Genomic DNA, 19,214 nt, shown 5'->3' on the forward strand with positions numbered 1-19,214 from the left:
TTCCGGCAAGCATATGGTTGGTAGAGATTTAGGCCGACTGGAACCGACTGCTTCGCTACAGTACCGTGCTGCTGGATGATTTGCCAAAAATAAGAATGTAAAGAGTTTAAAAACTTGAACATCGAGTGTTAGATAACCATAACATCATGGCTATGAACAATAGTGCGCTTAATCCCTTATTTATTAAGCATCGTCATGCCATATCTAATACAATATTCATATTAAATTAGTATGAAACCATTTCCTTCTTACTAACCTTGTAAATTTTTGTGAGTCGCAAATGAATCTTGTCGTATTTTTATCTCATTTTACCCGGACTTCGATTTTATTAAGTGACACATTGTCAGCAAACAATACACACTTAACCTTGGGTAAAACTAAAGGCAAGACACAACCATTACTGGCTATTTTTTTAGTTCTGTTGTTACCTTCCCTGTCATGGGCGGCTGAGCTTACGGAAATTGCCATTCCGGCAAAACCCCTTGATTTGACTCAGCATTGGGCCGGTTATCTTGCCTTGATTGTTTTTGCTGTGGCCTATATTCTGGCCATGACAGAGGAAGTGACCGAGTTAAAAAAATCAAAGCCGATGGTATTTGCGGCAAGTCTGATCTGGATATTTATTGCCGCTGTTTATGCCAGCGGTGGCATGAGCGAACAGGCAGGCGTGGCATTTCGCACTTCTCTGGAAAGTTATGCAGAGCTTTTTTTGTTTATTATGGTGTCAATGACTTATCTGAATGCCATGGAAGATCGAGGGGTATTTGATAGCCTGCGGATCTGGTTGTTAAGCAAAAATTTTACTTATCGGCAATTATTCTGGATTACCGGCTTCCAGTCGTTCTTTATTTCAGCCGGCTGCAATAACCTCACTACCGCATTATTGATGGGTTCGGTTATTTTGGCTATGGGTAAGGATAGCCCACGCTTTGTTACCTTATCCTGTATCAATGTCGTAGTCGCCTCTAATGCCGGTGGGTCATTTAGCCCCTTCGGCGATATCACCACGTTATTGGTATGGCAAAAAGGTGTAGTACCCTTTACGGACTTCTTTTCATTGTTGATTCCGGCCATTGTAAATTTCGTCATACCTGCCGGCATCATGCATTTCTTTATCCCGAAAGAAAGACCCGCTGCGGTAATGGAAGCTCAGACTATGCAGCGTGGTGGCTGGGTCATTATCTTTTTATTCGTATTGACCATTATAACATCGGCTTGCTTTGAAAATTTCCTGAACCTGCCACCTGCAGCCGGCATGATGCTGGGATTAACTTATTTAAAATTTTTCAGTTATTATCTGCAAAAAACCCGCGATTCCCATTCAACATTAATTCCTGTGGATTTAACCGATGTTAAAATTGACTATTTCGCCCCCATGAAATATATGAATAATCCACAAGCAGAAGCAAATCAAAAGTTGGCAAAAGAGTTACCTTTTGATATTTTCCAAAAAGTCGCTAATCTTGAATGGGACACCCTGTTATTCTTTTACGGTGTCATGGTCGGTGTTGGTGGTTTAAGCTTCATCGGTTATCTGGGTATGGCCTCTCATCATCTTTATGGCAGCATTGATCCTACCGTAGCGAATATTCTGGTAGGTATTGCCTCGGCATTTGTCGATAATGGCACAATTATGCTGTCCGTACTAACCATGGCGCCGGATATTTCTCAAGGTCAGTGGTTATTGGTAACGTTAACCGCAGGTGTGGGAGGTAGCCTGTTGGCTGTCGGGTCGGCTGCCGGTGTAGGATTGATGGGGCAAGCCAAAGGTATTTATACTTTTACCAGTCATTTAAAATGGGCTCCGGCTATCGCCTTGGGTTACGCTGGTAGCATTGCTGCTCACTTTCTTATTAATGGGCGCTATTTCTAGCTTATATTTTTTTATCGGGGACAAAGCAATCTTTTATTTTAAAAGTAACGTGGATTGCCTAATTTTTACAAAATAAGAGATGATAACATGCAGCAACACTACAAATTAAGGCATGGGCAAACCTACCCATTAGGCTCAAAATTTACTCTTAAAGGAGTTAATTTCTCCATTTTTAGTCGTTACGCTGAAGAAGTAGAGCTCTTATTGTTTGATAGTTCCGATAGCGATGAACCTTTTCAAAGCATACCGTTAAAAAAAGAAATCAACCGAACCTTCTTTTCCTGGCATGTTTATGTCAGTAAATTACCGGCAGGTACTTGGTATAGCTGGCGCATGGACGGACCGGGCCATGCGCGTGACTCCGGTTTTCGTTTTGAAAAGAACAAGCATCTGGTTGATCCTTGGGCGCGTGCAGTCAGTCAAAAACGCTGGAGTCGTAAAGCCGCTTGTCAACCTGGCGACAACAGCCGCACCTCCATGCGTTGCGTTGTTATCGATGATAAGTATGACTGGGAAGGTGACACGCCACTGGCTATCAGAAGTGAAAAATCTATTATTTATGAACTACATGTCGGTGGCTTTACTCGACATCCCTCATCAAAAGTTACCCATCCGGGCACTTTTTCAGGTCTGATTGAAAAAATCCCTTATCTTCAGGATTTAGGTATTACCCATGTTGAGCTATTACCTGTCATGGCTTTTGATGAACAAGATGTGCCCGACAACACCGCCAAGCTGGGCTTAAAAAATTACTGGGGATACAGCACACACAGTTTTTTCAGTCCACATCCGGGTTACTGCGTAACACCTGAACAGGGTACTCACGCACAGGAATTTAGAGATCTCGTAAAAGCACTGCACAAAGCTGGCATGGGCGTCATCATGGATGTGGTTTTTAACCATACTGCAGAAGCGGGTGCAGATGGCCCGGTTATTAATTTTAGAGGCATAGGCGGCAAGACTTTTTATCATCTGGATCAGTATGACAAAAGTATTCTACGAGACTACACCGGCTGCGGTAACACGGTAAATGCCAACCATCCATTGGTCGCACGCTTTATCATCAGTTGCCTTGAATACTGGGTCAGGGAAATGCATATCGACGGTTTTCGCTTCGATCTGGCCAGCGCGATGGCTCGCGGAGAAAGTGGCGAAGTCCTGCAAGATCCTCCGGTGCTCTGGGGTATCGAACTTTCGGAACAATTGCTAAAAACCAAGTTAATTGCCGAAGCCTGGGATGCGGCAGGGCTTTACCAAGTGGGTAGTTTCCCCGGCTATCGCTGGGCTGAATGGAATGGCCGATATCGGGATATCATCCGCCAATTTGTCTGTGGTGATAAAGGCTTGTTAAATGAACTGGCAACGCGTATTTGTGGCAGTAGCGATTTGTATGAACCCCAGGGTAGATTGCCGATAAACAGCATAAACTTTGTAACCTGTCATGATGGCTTTACTCTCCATGATTTGTTCAGTTACAACAAAAAACACAACGAAGCAAACGGCGAAAATAACCGGGATGGCTGTAGCAATAATATCAGTTACAACTGTGGCATTGAAGGTAATACCAATAAAGCGGCTATTGTGGCATTGCGTAGAAAGCAGGCAAAAAATGTATTTGCTATTCTGCTTCTCAGCCAGGGCGTGCCGATGTTACTTGCCGGTGATGAAATATTACATTCCCAACAAGGCAATAATAATTGTTACTGCCAGGATAACGAATTAAGCTGGATAGACTGGAATATGGTTACCCAAAATGTGGATATATTACGTTTTGTTAAAGCCATGATAGCCCTGCGTAAAAGACATCCCTCTATCATGCGTCGGCGGTTTTTAACAGGTAACGTCATCGAAGGAAAAAACATCGCTGATATTTCATGGCATGGCACCGAAATTAACAAGCCATTATGGAATAATCCGGAAGCCAGGATTCTGGCTTTCACCTTGGCCGGTATTGACCACCATGAAGCCGATCTGCATATTGTCATGAATATGTCAGATGAAATAGCTATCATAGAACTGCCCACAATTAAGGGGAAAAAATGGTGCCTGGCTGTAGATACTTCCTTGCCATCGCCTCAAGATATTATTTCTCCGCAGAATCAAAAACCATTGGGTAAAAACTTTTATTCAATCAATAGCAAAACGGTAGTCGCGTTAGAAAATGTTAACTTTTGAACTTTATAACCTGGCGATAGCATTCGTCCGCTGATATTTGAATTTGTTTGCCCAAAATTGGGGCGAACAAATTAAAGGCGGCGCATCAATGAGTAATTATCCAACCACTTTAGCGATTACTTAATTATCGGCATTACTATTAAAACCGCTACCCTTTTGATTTTTAAATACAAAACCAACAAACCCCTTCTATCCTCTCATAATATATTAAGCTTGGTATAATATTTGCTTAATTATCCTGCAATAGCTTCAAAATAAATAACATGGATATCGACCAATTAAACATCGACTATGGAATTACCGACCAACTCACATTCGTCAAGGGAAACGGTGGCCTACCATTTATCCTGATCAGCAATCCCGGCGCGACGGCTTTAATTTCTGTCTATGCCGCTCAGGTGCTTTCATTCCAACCGGCAACAGAATGCGAAGATCTGCTATTTCTCAGCCAAAAATCATCTTACGAAGAAGGCAAAGCAATCAGAGGTGGAATCCCCGTTTGCTGGCCGTGGTTTGGACCCGACCCGAAAGATCGGGATCGACCTGATCATGGCTTTGTTCGCAATGGCCTGTGGGCCGTTTTAGCGACGACAGCAATAGCCGATAATGAAACAAAGGTAACATTACGATTTCAGGAAACCATTGAAAGTAAAAGCTATTGGCGAAAACCATTTATTCTTGATCTTGAAATTTCAGTCGGAGATACCCTAACGCTTAAATTGATAACCCGTAATACCGGGAACAAAACATTTTCCATTACCCAGGCACTCCACGCATATTTACAAGTAGGTGATATCAATCAAGTGCAGATTTTAGGGCTGGAAAATTCTCACTATCTGGACAAACTGGATAATAGCTTACAAAAGCACCAATCAGGTGCAGTGACTTTTTTAGAGGAAGTTGACCGTATCTACACAGGAACACAAAACGAATGGCTTATTAATGACTCCAGTTTTAATCGCCAGATTAAAATCACCTCCACCAGTAATAAAACAACAGTAGTGTGGAATCCCTGGGAAGCGACATCTGCAAAAATCCCTGATCTGGAACCTGATGATTACCAACATTTTATTTGCCTTGAAGCAGGCAATGTAGATACGGATACTGTAGAACTTCTACCGGGCAACGAATACAGCTTACTAACGAATTTTAAAATCACACGAGACTGACATGAAGCAGCGATTAGTTGTTATAGGTAATGGTATGGCTGGCATGAGAACGGTTGAAGAACTGTTATCGGCAGCGCCGGAAAAATACGATATTACTGTGTTTGGTACAGAACCTTACGGCAACTATAATCGCATCATGTTGTCTTCGGTGCTCTGCGGCGAAAAAACCATTGAAGACATTATTATTAATGATCGTCAATGGTATGCCGACAAGGGTATTTGTCTTTATACCGGTTCCGAGAAATCCGTGGTACGTATCGATCGAATCACCCGCAAAGTCTATGCTCAGGACGGAACCAGTGCTACTTATGACCGATTGTTAATTGCTACCGGCTCCAGGCCAGTAATCCCTGCCATTTCCGGCAATGATCTGAAAGGTGTTATCAGTTTTCGTGATATTGTCGACGTTAATAGAATGCTGACTTACAGTAAAAGCCATAAAAAAGCCGTCGTACTGGGTGGGGGCTTACTAGGTCTGGAAGCCGCTAATGGACTGGCTCTCAGAGGTATGGACGTAACTGTTATTCATAATAATGCCGTTTTGCTTAATCGGCAAATGGATCCTCAAGCCGGTAAAATGCTCCAGAAGGAACTGGAACAACGACGCTTAAAGTTTAAGATGGCCGCCAAAACACAGCAATTAATTGGTGATAAAAATGGCCACATTATCGCCGTTCGTTTTGAAGATGGCAGCGAACTCGCCTGTGATCTGTTTATTATGGCCATAGGCGTGCGCCCCAATATGACTTTGGCTCAGGAAGCGGGTATTTATTGCGAACGCGGCATCGTAGTCAATGATACCTTGCAAAGTTACGACCCCAGCATTTACGCGGTAGGTGAATGTATCCAACATCGGGGCGATACCTTTGGCTTGGTCGCGCCGCTTTTTGAACAGGCAAAAGTGTGTGCCAACCATTTAAGCGCTCATGGTGTAGCTGAATATATCACCTTGCCTACTGCCACCAAACTCAAAGTGACAGGGATCAATTTATTTTCTGTCGGTAATTTCATGGGGGATGAAAACTGCGAAAGTATTCATTTCACCGATGTCGATTTAGGCATCTATAAAAAACTGGTTATCAAAGCCGACAAGCTGATCGGCGCCGTACTTTATGGCGATACAACCGATGGCAGTTGGTATCAAGAGTTACTGGAAAAAGAAGTGCCTGTTGCTGAAATAAGAGACCGGCTAATTTTTGGCAAAGCTTGCTTGGCATCGACTTAAAGCATTACGCTGCTAAAATACGAAAATAAACTTCAAGCCGCATAAAAGCAGCGAATAGTCTTGCTCATAAAATGTTCCGATCTGAATTGCAAACCTGGTCACGCTTCATTTATGCAAATGGCCCGAGTTGATACTTACCTGCTGCTTGCCCACTCACGAGATTTTTAATGAAGAACACCATAAAAACCACCTGCCCTTACTGCGGTGTAGGCTGCGGCATTAGCGCACTAGTCAGCGATAAAAACCATCAGGTTACTATCAGTGGCGATCCATCACATCCGGCCAATTTTGGTCGTCTTTGCTCAAAAGGCTCGGCACTCGGTGAAACAGTTGAACTCAAAGGGCGATTATTAAACCCCCAAGCCTATGGTCGTGACACTAGTTGGACTGAAGCGCTGGATCTGGTTGCCAACTCTTTTATCAAAATAATTGAACAATATGGTCCTGATGCGGTAGCTATTTATGGATCGGGGCAACTGTTGACTGAAGACTATTATGTCGCCAACAAACTGATGAAAGGCTTTATCGGTAGCGGCAATATGGATACCAATAGCCGTTTGTGTATGTCTTCTTCTGTCGCTGGACATAAACGGGCTTTTGGCTCTGATACCGTACCAGGTTGCTATGATGATTATGAACAGGCCGAAATGATTATTCTGATCGGCTCCAATGCGGCATGGTGCCATCCGGTCAGTTTTCAACGTATACGGGCGGCAAAAGAAGCCAACCCCACATTAAAAATCGTGGTGATTGATCCCCGTCGCACGTCCACTTGCGACATTGCCGATCTGCATTTATCGGTCGCCAGCGGTAGTGACGGCATTTTGTTTAACGGCTTACTACACTACTTGCATCAGGAAAATATCCTAAATCAGACCTACATAGACGCCCATACCGAAGGTTTTTCTAAAGCCCTTAATGCCGCCACCAACAGCAGTCATTCTATCGAACAAGTTGCCGCGCAATGCAACTTAGCGGTAGAAGACTTGAACCACTTCTATCAGTGGTTTGCCAGCCATGAAAAAGTCATGAGCCTGTACAGTCAAGGCATCAATCAATCGTCATCGGGCACTGACAAAGTCAATGCCATTATCAATTGCCATCTTGCTACCGGCAGAATTGGCAAACCCGGCATGGGGCCTTTCTCGCTAACCGGCCAACCCAACGCGATGGGAGGCCGCGAAGTCGGTGGTTTGGCTCATCAACTGGCTGCGCACATGGACTTTTCCAATACCGACGATATAGATCGTGTAGCCAGATTTTGGGATACGCAGACTATTGCCACGAAACCCGGGCTTGCCGCTGTCGACTTGTTTGATGCCATTTACGACGGTAAAGTAAAAGCCGTGTGGATCATGGGGACCAATCCCGTCGTCAGTATGCCTAACGCCAACAAAATCATACAAGCCTTGCAACGCTGTGATTTTGTAGTCGTTTCGGATTGTATTGCCAATACCGATACTACAGCGTTGGCGCATGTATTGTTACCGGCACAAGGCTGGAGCGAAAAAGACGGCACCATCACCAATTCCGAACGCTGTATTTCTCGCCAGCGTGCACTATTTAGTCCGGCAGGCAGCGCCAAACCCGACTGGTGGATTATCACTCAAGTTGCCAGGCGCATGGGTTTTGAAAAAGCTTTCCATTACCAGAATGCCAGCGAAATTTTTTGTGAACACGCCGCACTTTCAGGTTTTGAAAATAATACCGACCAAGGCCTGCGTGATTTTGATATATCCGCATTTGCAAAAATCAGCCAGCAGGATTATGACCTTCTACAACCCATTCAATGGCCGGTGAATCAAGCTTATCCACAAGGAAAAGCGCGTTTTTTTGATGATGGACAATTTTTCACCCTATCGGGTAAGGCACAGTTTATTGCCATAGAACCCAGACTTCCGGTTAATCTGCCGGATAAAAATTACCCGCTGATATTAAACACCGGCCGCTTGCGTGATCAATGGCATACCATGACCCGTACGGCTATCGCCGCCAAATTAAATCAACACAAGCCCGAGCCTTTTGTCGAAGTAAATCCTGTCGATGCACAACACTATGGCCTGCCAGCCAATACCCTGGCCGTTATCGAAAGCAGTTGGGGCTCAATGATTGCCCGTGTGCAGGTTACCGACAGCCAACAACAGGGCAACTTGTTTGTGCCTATGCACTGGACGAACCAATATGCCAGTCAGGGACGTATGGGCGCATTAGTCAATCCGGTTGTTGACCCTGTTTCCAAACAACCGGAAAGTAAACACACGCCGGTTCGAATCAAGGCTTATCAACCTGTCTGGCAAGGCTTCATTTTATCCCGGCGAGAACTGACTATTACCGAATCAGAATATCAGGTCAAAATCAAGGGTGAACAGTTTTACCGTTATGAACTGGCGGGAGTTACCTTGCCTGAAGACTGGCGTAGCAGTGTCCAAAAAAATCTCTGTAGTGCGACAGCCGAAAATCCCCAATGGCAGGAATACCAAGACTCGGCAAAGGGTAATTACCGGTCAGCACAAATTATCAATAAACAATTGGAAACTGTCATTTTTATCGCTGCAGATAACACGCTTCCTGAACGCAGTTGGTTAACCAGTCTCTTTGCAAAGACCCAATTAGAAATACCGGAACGGATGGCATTACTAACCGGCAGACCACCCGTCGGAATTCCTGATGTCGGTACTATCGTCTGCGCCTGCTTTAATGTCGGCGAAAAAACCATACAAGCGGCAATCAAGGAAAAAAACCTAAAAACCCATCAGGAAGTGGGGATTTGCCTTAAAGCAGGCACTAACTGCGGATCCTGCGTACCCGAAATTAAAGCGTTACTGTAAATCCAAAAGCTTAAAATATTGTCACAACGAAGAATGTACGAAAGACAAAAGCAAAATATTTCACCACGAACGACTGCATGGACAGATATTTGCTCCTGCAAACTCTGCATTCACCACATCCCTGTGGATTATGCCGGAGGTACGTAGCCATGGATGGCGGAAGGTAGAATCGCGTCTGGAACAGCGATCGAGAGCAACGCAGGAGCAGTTACCGACGACTGCATGGATGCAGGAGATAGAGCAATGCAGGAGCAATTGCCGAGACACGAAGAAAAGCATTTTTTGATACTAAAAATATTAAAACTGTAGGGTGGATAAGCGTAGCCTCACCAACCAAGAAATACAACAGCAGAAAAATGGTTCAGGTCTTTCATTATTACATACACTGGCTCCCAAGCTGAAGCTTGGGAGTCAGGCTTAATCAATGACTACAGGTGTTAAGAAAAAAGGATCGACTGGTCTTTTTTTAACTGGGAAATACTCTCTTTTGGCAGGTGAAAAACATTTTTTAAAACCCTGTTCATCACCCAAATTAACTGGCGGAATTTGTAAGCATCATGATGCGAATCGCCTTTTTGCTCAGAGGTACGCCAGCTCTCTTCATCGGATATACGTAACTCCACACCCAAAGTATGTTCCTGGGTTTGTTTATTAATCTGATTTCTTCGGGCATATATCGGTGTCCCGGGGATCATGATCTTATGAGTTTCGGCTTCCCTATGGATCGGTAATGAAAAACTGATCTTGCATTGAAATTTCCGGTGGCCTAAAGAGGAATGCTGGTTTTTTTTTGCATTCATACTCAGCGCCTCATAAAATGTTTTTGCATTGGCGAGCAAATCCTGTTCTGTAGAACTTTCTTCATAACCCGCACTTTTTGAAAGACTAATCATTAATCGTCGCACCGCTTCTATCATGCTTTTCGGATCATCGAACAGTGTTTGGGTTATCGATTGAGAATTGGTATTTTCCTGAAGAATGACTCCTTTTTTTTGCAAGGCATGAAACAGTTTCAGCGTATCATCCTTGTCCTTCAGTATAAAAGTAATCGCCAGAATATCCCTGATATCATAAGCTTCTCCCTCCAAATCTTTACCTAATTTGGTCACCATACTTTCCGGACTTTTTAATCTGGCTTTAATTTCAGTGATATTAACCCGAACACCATCACCGCTATCAAAAACAAAGCTGTTTTGTTCATCATCAACCGTTATAGATTCTTTTAGCTTATGAAAAAATGAGGATATTTTCACAAAGGCATTTTGCGCCGATTCGCTGGCAGGAATATGCTTTGGATTTTCCCAGTCATAATTAAAAAGATCATCAAGACTTTGATGTTCTGTTTCCAGAAAAAAGCCTAATTGCGCATAATCATTAATATCCTGACTTTCTTCTTCAATAGACTTGATCAGGTAACCCATCTTTAACAAGGAACAGGCTGTTTGCTGCCATTCCAGAGAAACATCCCGGTTTTCCCCCTGATAACCATGAAACACCGCTGGATATTTTCTTGAAGAAGCCAGCAAAAAAAGGTGTCGCGGATCGTCATGAACTATGTCCTGAAAGCCTTTATTATTAAGGACAGCTTCTACCTGCTCAATCGCTTGTAGGCAGCCCCGGTAGAGTTCGGCGTTGATGGAATCCAGGGCAAAAAGGCCTTCAAGTTGCGGCTTGACAAAAGCAAACATCCAGTTAAAAAAATAGTTATAAGTTCGGTTAATATAAACTTTGGCTCTCTTCTGCTCACTTTCCTGAAGCTCACCATTACCAATAATATCAAACCCGCGATTATTCATCATTTTGGTCGCCTGCCTGAGCGCCGTCTGATAATTATCAGCCGATAATAATAAATAGGGCGTCATCTCGGCTCGATCCAGAATTGAACCAAAAATCTCATGATGAAGCTCCTGACTTGACGATCTCGGTTCCATATTTAATTATCCTCTCTCTCCAAACATCACCAACAGGCAGGTAATAAGATTTACTTTTAACTCATTATATTTAAAATAAATATAATTTGTAGCTATACCTGTATTTTTTAGAGATTAATAATCTTTTATTTAATAGATCGTCTATTCTTTACAGACGCCTGTTTTCTGAACAGTGATAGTTATTTAAATACTCTGTAACTTTGCCATCAGCACTTCTGCCAAACCGCTGACTTCGCCCCGAGTAATAATAACCAGTCTGCCAATCCCGTCATCAGAAGCTCTTATCGGCAGTCTCGCGGGAGGATAAATTTTTCCCGAAGTTGCTTGTACCAGCAAAGGTTCTTTTTGTTCCGGCGTATAAATCAGGCCTTTAACACGCACCAACTGACTGGGATAGTGAGTAATCAAGTCGTCCAATACTTTTTGTACGCGTTCCCACGGTAGCGGATGTTCAAGTTGTAAAGAGAGAGTGCTAAAGCCATGATCAGGTAAATCAGATAACTTATCATTTCGCAGTTGTCTGAATTTTTTTGGAAAATCAAGTAACACGTCAGGAGCAATATCGCCTTGAACAACAACCAGTCGGTTCGCCGCAGGAGCCAACTGATCAAGTCGCGTGCTTATTCGTTCAAGTTGTTGAGCGTTTGCCAAGTCTGTTTGGGTCATTACCACGGTATCTGCCCAGGCAAGCTGCGCTCGTGCTTCAGGAAAGTAGTCAAAATGCTCTTCAGCCATGATCGCTGAAACGGTACTAATAACGCCCTGCAAACTATAGCGCTTGGACAGCCAACGCTCTCTTAACAAAATATCCAGAATCGGTTCCGGATTGGCAACACCGCTGGTTTCAATGATCACCCGATCGAAAGGTGTATTCCCGGAATCCCAGGCCATGCGCAGATTTTTAAGCAGCGGCGTTAACGAGCCTTTAACCTGGCAGCATAAACAGCCACCTGCCAACGTCGACAATGGTATTTTATGCTCCCGCAGTAATTGTTGGTCAATCGGGGTAGCGCCAAACTCATTAATAATAACCGCAGACCTCGGTACATGAGTTAGCAACTGATTAAGTAGCGTAGTTTTACCGCTACCCAGAAAGCCGCTGATAATAAACACGGGGATCCGTTCAAGCGCTTTAACGGATGAAGATAAGTTGTAATGATTCATGATATTGAGCGATTAAAGGTATTTAGAGAACATCATTTTGGAGATGCCTGACCTGCAAAATAAGGTTCTCCGGCATTATGCCTGACAAAACGCTCGCTATCAGTTTGTCTGAAACTAATGGCATCCACCTTAAAATTATCCAGACTCAGATTATAAAATCGATCGTAGTAAGCTTGTATATCACGTTTGATTTTAGCATCAAAAGGCACCTGTATGGTTTGTGTGGTACCGTTACGCGGTGTCTGTACTATGCCATTTTTCACCACTAATTCCCCATTTTTAAAGACCAGATCAGCAGCACTAAACATCTCTTCCTTATTATCTTTAAAAGAATATACGGCAATATCAGCAATACCACCCGGCATTAAATGCCCACGATCATGTAATCCCAACATACGTGCCGCTGCGGTGCGGGTCATAATAGCCATTTCATAGAGGGTAAATTCTTTTTTCAAGTCTTTTAGCAAGCTCATGGCAACCGCTTCCTGATTTAACCCGGCCATACATTCAAGACGAAAATCATAATCCATCAATAATCTGATTAAATGTGGATAACGCGTAAACGGCCCGCCGTTGGGATGATCGGTAGTAAAGAACAAACGCCAGGGATCTTCGGCCAACAAAAAAACTTCCAAACCAATCAGCCATTGCAGACTATTAATAAAACTTTTTTCCTTGTAACGATAAGGTACTACGCCGCCACTACCCTCATCTTCAGCATCCCACATAACCCATTTATTGGGTGTAGCGTCATTACGTCGACTATATTGGGCAATGACATCACCCGAAATAGTCACTGTCTGGCCAAACAAAATCTGGCCGACATCCATAGTGATATTAAGATGCTTGTTAAAGCCATCAATTAATTTTGCCGCTGCTGATGAAAAACCTCGTGCCCCTTCCGCCCCATAGCCATAAAATTGAATATGCGCCAAGTGCATGGGCAAACCCTGTGCTGCTTCCATGGTGGCTATCGCAGTATCGACATTACCGGCAATCCCTAAATTATTACAATGCACATGTACCGGATGTGGCAACTGTATATCGCAGGCGGCACGTTGCAGCGTTTGCAAAATGTGCCGCGAACTGACACCGTAATCCGGCACTATATCATCCAGATCAAAACTGCGCATATTCGATTTAAAAGCATTGGCGCCACCGGCGTTAATAACTTTTAGACCCAGACAGCATGTAGCCTGTAATGTCCAGGCAACATAATCGTTAATCTGGTTTTGAGAGGCTTTGGCACGTAACAGTCGCAATAAAAAATCATCGTTGCCGAGTATCGCAAGGCCTGCAGTATCAATTATGGGAATATCAGCCATTTGTAAATGTGCATCCAAGGCATTAGCGGGTAGTACAGCCGGTTCAACGACCGTGGTATAACCCATTTTTGCATAGCGATAACCGGTTTCCGTAGTTGACCAACGCGCGGTACTGAACGCGTGTCCAAGCTTGCGAGCCATACTATTTCGGTGTTGTTCGGGCAGTAACAAGCGTGCCGTATTAACATTGCCGCCAGCAATGTGACTATGAATATCAATTGCTCCGGCCATAACGACTTTACCGGAGACATCATAGTCCACGTCAATCACAGCTCCCAAATCGGGCATTGCAATAAGCACGCCATCACGATAATACAGATCTTGAACGGTGCCATTTAAACCTTGTGCGGGATCGAATAGCTGCCCGCCTTTTAAGCGTGTTAACATTTTAAATAATTCTACAGCTATCTAAAGCGTCATGTATTTCTTGCTTGGGCAAATTACGACCAATAAATACCAGCACCGACTCGCGTGCTTCATTCTTTGGCCAAGCAGTCCCAAGATCTTCTGTCATAAGCATGTGTACACCTTGGCATATCAGCTTTTTTTCACAACCGGCAATATGTATGATGCCCTTATAACGCAATAAATCGTTGCCATATTTACGCATCATAATATCCATAAAGGCCATATACTTAACAGCGTCCAAGGGCTTGTCGGTACGGTACACAAACGATGATATACCCGCATCATGCTCATGGCTGACATCGTCCAGAAAATCGGGTTCAATATCTAAAATGGCATTAAGATTAAAGCCACGTATATCAAGAATTTCACTAATATCGGTTTTACCAAAATGAACCTGCGCGATAGGTGCTCTGGCATTGATTGCACGTAATCTTGTTTCCAACTCAATGACTTCTGTCGGTGTTATCAAGTCGGTCTTGGATATCAATAATCGATCAGCAAAGCCAACCTGTTCTTCTGCCTCATGATTGTCGTCAAGTTGTTTAAGGGCATGCTTGGCATCTACGACAGTAATAATCGCATCCAGCAAATAATATGCATTAATCTCTTCTTCAACAAAAAACGTTTGCGCAACCGGAGCAGGATCTGCCAAGCCTGTCGTTTCTATAATGACCCGCTCAAAATGCAGTAAGCCTTGATCACGTTTTTCGGCCAACTCGCCTAAAATACGCACCAAATCGCCGCGCACAGTGCAACAAATACAGCCATTGTTCATTTCAACGATTTGCTCCTTACCCTGAATAAGCAAGTCATTATCAATACCGGCTTCGCCAAATTCATTTTCAATAACGGCAATACGGTGACCATGCTCCTCAGACAGAATACGATTTAGAAGAGTCGTTTTTCCTGCACCTAAAAAACCTGTTAAAATCGTGACGGGGACTGGTGTAGAGCGGTTATGATCAAACATTAAAAATCCTGTAAGTGATAAGAAATTATTTGGTGCGCATCGCGCGTGAGTTTTCTAGCCAAAATCAAGCGTTAACAATAACCGGCGTGGCAATTCCTGACTAACCTGCGGCGAACGGTGGACTGCGCCGTGCTGTTCATTACCTTCCCAAGCACTGCCTTTCAATAATCCCACTGCATAGGCAGGCATGATATAAAGGGCATTAGGATCTAAAATAAGTCCTGATTGCTCGTCTGTAAATCCGGCAGATCTTTTACCTAATTTACTGCGATCAACATAAGCGCTTTCCAGCCATTCGGTACCCACACCGCCATAGGTGCAAACCAGCCGACAAGTAACCGAATCCACATGAAAGCGTGGACACATTGGATGATCCATAGTTCGTAAACGTAAACCAACCCGTTTTAAATCAAATAAGTCACTAAATATTATCGCCAGTCGCGCAACGTCTCGACAAAACGTACGATAACCCGGCAAATCCCCGACATGGGGAATCAGCTTAAAAAAATCAAATGTTGCCGATTCTAAATTCTCCACAACACTGACTTCTTTTTTAGTCAATAAAAGCCTGTTAACAAAGGCCTCCAGCGTACGATCGACGTTTCGCTCAACCAAACAAATGTTGATGTCCGGTTGGTAAATATTCGACAAATCAACCATCTCAGAGGAAAGAAAGGCATGAACGTATCGGGGCATAAAAACATATTTTGGATTGGCAACCATGGTGAGCCTCATTGACTTAGTAACGTGTTTTCAAGAATAATGATTGACTGCATAAAACCAATCCCCAAGCCGAAAATAGTGGTTTGTCCGATCAGATTGGGTATCGTAGAATGCTCATGCAACGCCGGTATCATGTCGGTAGCGGCAATATAGATAAAGCCTCCGGCAGCAATCGGCAACAAAAAGACCAGCGACGACTCAGCCAACTGGCTGAATAACAAGGCAAAAACTGCACCAACTACCACGCTCAACGAGCAATAAAAATTGTACAGTACTGCTTTAGCAGGAGAATAACCGCCATACACCAAGGCTCCAACATCGCCTATTTCTTGGGGAATTTCATGGGCAATAATCGCCAATGTCGTGGTAAAACCCAGCACGGGATCCACCAAAAAACTGCCGCCTATTAAAATACCATCGACAAAATTATGCACGGCATCACCCATCAAATTCATCTTGGCAATCGGGCGAATAGCAATGTTTTGATCAGATAAATTGACCCTATGGTCATGACGCCAACGTACCAGTTTCTCCAGTACAAAGAATAAAAACATACCCAGCAATGCCGTCAAACAGACTGTAGAAATTGAACCCTGACGCTGAACGGCATCGGGAATCAGATGAATAAAAGCATCACCCAACAAGACACCTACCGCCAAGGCAACCAGATAAGGAATAATACGCTTAAGGCGCTCCGGTTCAATCCATAAGGCAAACAATCCACTCATCGAGGTAAGACTAACCAAACAACTTGCGCCAATAGCGCCCGCAACTACTTCAAAGGAAAGATTCATGTTATTGGCCAATCCGAAAATTTCCTGAAACAGCATGCTTGTGTGTCCTGTAAATAAAGTCGGCAAGCGCATCGGGTAACAGATGCACGAACACATCGACTAATAACATACCCAATACTAAAACAAATAAATTGGATGCCATGCGTTGTAAACATTTGCTGCCACTCCGCTGCCATAACAAACCCAAAACCATTAGCAAGACTATGCCTGTCGCATGAATAATGTAATCAGGATTGCTCATCAGCAAGCCATTCCGGAAAACTATCCCGGTAGGTTTTCCATTCTTCTTGACCAACAGATAATTCAGTATCACTCAATAAACATTGATCCAGTTCCCTACGTGTTTGCTCGGCATCGATATTTTGGCCAATAAAAACCAGTTCCTGCCGACAGTCGCCAAAAGGCATTTGCCAACTGGCTTGAATGTCAGCAACCATCTCTTCGGGCCATTCGGCCTCCGGCACCGATGCCCACCAGCGACCGGCACAGCCATGTTGCATGGTGCCGCCAGCTTGTGACCAATTACCTACCCACTCCGGCCGAGAGGCCAGCCAAAAAAAGCCTTTGGAGCGTAGTAAGGTGCCGTTATCCCAATCACTACGATATAAATAATCATAAAAACGCTCTGGATGAAATGGCCGGCGGGCGGCATAAATAAAACTGGCTATGCCGTATTCTTCAGTCTCAGGCTTATGGCTGCCACGCATTTCTTGCAGCCAACCCGATGCCTGCTCTGCTTGTTCAAAATCAAAACGACCCGTATTCAATATTTTATGCAGTGGGGCGTTACCCATAACCATAGGAATGATCTCGGCATCCCGGTTCAGGGATTTAAGAATGGCGACTAAATTATCAAGCTCATCACTACAGACCAAATCGGCTTTTGAAATTAAAATAACGTTACTAAACTCAACCTGCTCAACCAGTAAATCAGCGATATTGCGTTCATCATCAATGCCCAACTCGGCATTAATGTCTTTTAGTGATTGCGCTTCCAGATAATCACGCATGAAATTAACGGCATCAACCACTGTCACCATGGTATCGAGTCTGGCAATATCTGATAAACTGACACCGTCGTCATCCCGAAAAGTAAACGTTTCAGCGATCGGCATGGGCTCTGCAATACCGGTTGATTCAATCAACAAATAATCGAAACGCCCCGCTTTAGCCAATTTACCGACTTCCACCAACAAATCCTCGCGTAATGTGCAACAGATACAGCCATTGCTCATTTCCACCAGTTTTTCTTCAGCACGATTAAGAGTCACTTCATTTTTCACCAGTGCGGCATCAATGTTAATTTCGCTCATATCGTTAACGATAACGGCTATTTTCAAGCCCTCGCGATTAGAGAGAATGTGATTAAGCAGGGTGGTTTTTCCGGCGCCTAAAAAACCGGAAAGAACAGTTACTGGTAATAATTTTGAAGTCATTGAGTAGTGTTAGCAGTTAGAAAAGGTTATTGCATTGACTGAGATGTTATAATATAACATAACAAATAACAACTGCTTTCTTACTTTTCAGGACTAAAGATAAAGCGTTAACGACTGTGTTTTAGGAATTTTTTTTAACGGCCAGCAACTCTTAAGCAGGGACAGTCTGAGGTTAAACAGTTCGTGGTAAACTGGGTGAATGATAAACAGTTGTAACCTTAACTTCTATCCGGCAAGCAACCCATATTATGGCCTGCTTGCCGAATACATTTCTTACCAAGGCAGCGCAGTTCCGTCGTATTTTACAAAGCTGCCACTCTGTTCAGGTAAAAATGCTGCGATGGTTTGGCGCATTCCGGCAACGCTCTCAACGGCTTCAAGCGGAGCATTTTCGCCGCCCATATCGGTTTTTACCCAACCCGGATGAAATATCAATACACCAACTTCTTGCTCCTTAAGATCAATCGCCAAGGTTTTCATTACCGCATTAAGCCCCGCTTTACTGGAACGGTAAATAATACTACCGCCACTACTATTATCGGCAATACTACCCATTAAACTGCTGATCGCAACCAGCAGTTTTTTATCGCCACGTTGCAGGTGTGGTAAAAATATTTCGGCCATTTTTACTGGAGCCTGTATGTTGATGACTAATGTTTTAGTCCAGGCTTCATAATCCAGCTGTCCAAAGCCTCGTTCATTGCTATCGCCATAAACCCCGGCATTGTTAATCAACACATCAATAGCCGTATCATCAAGTTGTGCAGCCAATTGTTCGATTTGCTCAAAATTTCCCACATCCAAAGCAAATATGGAAACATGAGGAGACTGTTCGGCAAGATTCAATAATTCGGATGCCGCTTCCGGCATTCTGCAACAGGCTAATACTCGCCAACCTTCAGAGGCATATTGTTTGCAAAACTCAAGTCCCAAGCCGCGATTTGCACCGGTAATTAATACAGTAGCCATTTTTTTCTCCCAAAAAATATCCCAGGCAAAAATACCTATTACGGTTTTACCCTAAATACACTTATATCGCAAAAATTTTAAGTTAATGCCGAAATACAACAGAAGATCTCGAACGAGAATAACATCAGTCTAAAGTCGGTAAATTATCAGCTTGGGAAAATATTTTAGCAGATCATCTAACAGTTATTATGCTTCCCTTGCAATACTCAACTTTTGACACAGAC

At 43.6% G+C, this 19,214-nt stretch carries 14 protein-coding genes; 5 read left to right on the forward strand and 9 right to left on the reverse strand.

The window, feature by feature from the left end; all coding sequences use genetic code 11:
- Window positions 1-280 precede the first annotated feature (280 nt).
- The 5 genes from nhaD (at window position 281) to N7974_RS13890 (ending at window position 9,270) form a co-directional block, all read left to right on the forward strand.
- The gene (nhaD, locus tag N7974_RS13870) at window positions 281-1,873 is read left to right on the forward strand and encodes a sodium:proton antiporter NhaD (protein ID WP_262966196.1); all 1,593 of its coding nucleotides are present in this window, start codon (window positions 281-283) and stop codon (window positions 1,871-1,873) included.
- Window positions 1,874-1,960: 87 nt separating this feature from the next.
- Window positions 1,961-4,048 (forward strand): glycogen debranching protein GlgX, encoded by a 2,088-nt coding sequence (gene glgX, locus N7974_RS13875; protein ID WP_262966197.1) that lies wholly within the window; start codon window positions 1,961-1,963, stop codon window positions 4,046-4,048.
- A 263-nt stretch (window positions 4,049-4,311) separates the two neighbouring features.
- Window positions 4,312-5,217 carry a D-hexose-6-phosphate mutarotase gene (locus N7974_RS13880; protein ID WP_262966198.1) on the forward strand — a complete coding sequence of 302 codons (906 nt, stop codon included), beginning with the start codon at window positions 4,312-4,314 and terminating at the stop codon, window positions 5,215-5,217.
- 1 nt (window position 5,218) lies between these two features.
- The gene (locus N7974_RS13885; RefSeq protein ID WP_262966199.1) at window positions 5,219-6,442 is read left to right on the forward strand and encodes an NAD(P)/FAD-dependent oxidoreductase; all 1,224 of its coding nucleotides are present in this window, start codon (window positions 5,219-5,221) and stop codon (window positions 6,440-6,442) included.
- A gap of 167 nt (window positions 6,443-6,609) precedes the next feature.
- Window positions 6,610-9,270 carry a nitrate reductase gene (locus N7974_RS13890; RefSeq protein WP_262966200.1) on the forward strand — a complete coding sequence of 887 codons (2,661 nt, stop codon included), beginning with the start codon at window positions 6,610-6,612 and terminating at the stop codon, window positions 9,268-9,270.
- 437 nt (window positions 9,271-9,707) lie between these two features.
- Here N7974_RS13890 and N7974_RS13895 read toward each other — a convergent pair whose 3' ends face one another.
- The 9 genes from N7974_RS13895 to N7974_RS13935 all read right to left on the reverse strand — a co-directional run bounded on the left by N7974_RS13895 (window position 9,708) and on the right by N7974_RS13935 (window position 18,990).
- Complete coding sequence (locus N7974_RS13895) at window positions 9,708-11,201, reverse strand: nucleotidyltransferase family protein (RefSeq protein ID WP_243221060.1); 1,494 nt, start codon at window positions 11,199-11,201, stop codon at window positions 9,708-9,710.
- A 183-nt stretch (window positions 11,202-11,384) separates the two neighbouring features.
- The gene (locus N7974_RS13900) at window positions 11,385-12,365 is read right to left on the reverse strand and encodes a CobW family GTP-binding protein (RefSeq protein WP_262966201.1); all 981 of its coding nucleotides are present in this window, start codon (window positions 12,363-12,365) and stop codon (window positions 11,385-11,387) included.
- 32 nt (window positions 12,366-12,397) lie between these two features.
- Entirely contained in the window at window positions 12,398-14,077 is a 1,680-nt protein-coding gene (locus N7974_RS13905) for a formylmethanofuran dehydrogenase subunit A (protein ID WP_262966202.1), read from the reverse strand.
- Window position 14,078: 1 nt separating this feature from the next.
- Window positions 14,079-15,068, reverse strand: coding sequence for a CobW family GTP-binding protein (locus N7974_RS13910; RefSeq protein WP_262966203.1), 990 nt, complete (start codon window positions 15,066-15,068; stop codon window positions 14,079-14,081).
- 54 nt (window positions 15,069-15,122) lie between these two features.
- A complete protein-coding gene (locus tag N7974_RS13915; protein WP_262966204.1) occupies window positions 15,123-15,791 on the reverse strand; it encodes a DUF1826 domain-containing protein in 669 nt (222 codons plus the stop codon).
- Between the two features lie 8 nt (window positions 15,792-15,799).
- Window positions 15,800-16,585 (reverse strand): ZIP family metal transporter, encoded by a 786-nt coding sequence (locus tag N7974_RS13920; protein ID WP_243221054.1) that lies wholly within the window; start codon window positions 16,583-16,585, stop codon window positions 15,800-15,802.
- Between the two features lies 1 nt (window position 16,586).
- Window positions 16,587-16,826: a hypothetical protein gene (locus N7974_RS13925; protein WP_262966205.1), complete on the reverse strand. Its 240-nt coding sequence runs from the start codon at window positions 16,824-16,826 to the stop codon at window positions 16,587-16,589.
- The gene (gene zigA / locus N7974_RS13930; RefSeq protein ID WP_262966206.1) at window positions 16,813-18,021 is read right to left on the reverse strand and encodes a zinc metallochaperone GTPase ZigA; all 1,209 of its coding nucleotides are present in this window, start codon (window positions 18,019-18,021) and stop codon (window positions 16,813-16,815) included. The genes N7974_RS13925 and zigA overlap by 14 nt, the downstream gene beginning before the upstream one ends.
- A 273-nt stretch (window positions 18,022-18,294) precedes the next feature.
- Window positions 18,295-18,990 carry an SDR family oxidoreductase gene (locus N7974_RS13935; RefSeq protein WP_262966207.1) on the reverse strand — a complete coding sequence of 232 codons (696 nt, stop codon included), beginning with the start codon at window positions 18,988-18,990 and terminating at the stop codon, window positions 18,295-18,297.
- Window positions 18,991-19,214 lie beyond the last annotated feature (224 nt).

It is taken from the genome of Methylobacter psychrophilus (assembly GCF_025583945.1).
Lineage (GTDB): Bacteria > Pseudomonadota > Gammaproteobacteria > Methylococcales > Methylomonadaceae > Methylobacter_C > Methylobacter_C psychrophilus.

Excerpts from the sequence above, each read along its gene's own strand:
- N7974_RS13900 (WP_262966201.1), bottom strand. The coding sequence starts at position 12,365 with ATGAATCATTACAACTTATCTTCATCCGTTAAAGCGCTTGAACGGATC.
- zigA (WP_262966206.1), bottom strand. The coding sequence starts at position 18,021 with ATGACTTCAAAATTATTACCAGTAACTGTTCTTTCCGGTTTTTTAGGC.
- nhaD (WP_262966196.1), top strand. The coding sequence starts at position 281 with ATGAATCTTGTCGTATTTTTATCTCATTTTACCCGGACTTCGATTTTA.
- N7974_RS13905 (WP_262966202.1), bottom strand. The coding sequence starts at position 14,077 with ATGTTAACACGCTTAAAAGGCGGGCAGCTATTCGATCCCGCACAAGGT.
- N7974_RS13920 (WP_243221054.1), bottom strand. The coding sequence starts at position 16,585 with ATGAATCTTTCCTTTGAAGTAGTTGCGGGCGCTATTGGCGCAAGTTGT.
- N7974_RS13935 (WP_262966207.1), bottom strand. The coding sequence starts at position 18,990 with ATGGCTACTGTATTAATTACCGGTGCAAATCGCGGCTTGGGACTTGAG.
- N7974_RS13910 (WP_262966203.1), bottom strand. The coding sequence starts at position 15,068 with ATGTTTGATCATAACCGCTCTACACCAGTCCCCGTCACGATTTTAACA.
- N7974_RS13880 (WP_262966198.1), top strand. The coding sequence starts at position 4,312 with ATGGATATCGACCAATTAAACATCGACTATGGAATTACCGACCAACTC.
- N7974_RS13885 (WP_262966199.1), top strand. The coding sequence starts at position 5,219 with ATGAAGCAGCGATTAGTTGTTATAGGTAATGGTATGGCTGGCATGAGA.
- N7974_RS13925 (WP_262966205.1), bottom strand. The coding sequence starts at position 16,826 with ATGAGCAATCCTGATTACATTATTCATGCGACAGGCATAGTCTTGCTA.
- glgX (WP_262966197.1), top strand. The coding sequence starts at position 1,961 with ATGCAGCAACACTACAAATTAAGGCATGGGCAAACCTACCCATTAGGC.
- N7974_RS13890 (WP_262966200.1), top strand. The coding sequence starts at position 6,610 with ATGAAGAACACCATAAAAACCACCTGCCCTTACTGCGGTGTAGGCTGC.
- N7974_RS13895 (WP_243221060.1), bottom strand. The coding sequence starts at position 11,201 with ATGGAACCGAGATCGTCAAGTCAGGAGCTTCATCATGAGATTTTTGGT.
- N7974_RS13915 (WP_262966204.1), bottom strand. The coding sequence starts at position 15,791 with ATGGTTGCCAATCCAAAATATGTTTTTATGCCCCGATACGTTCATGCC.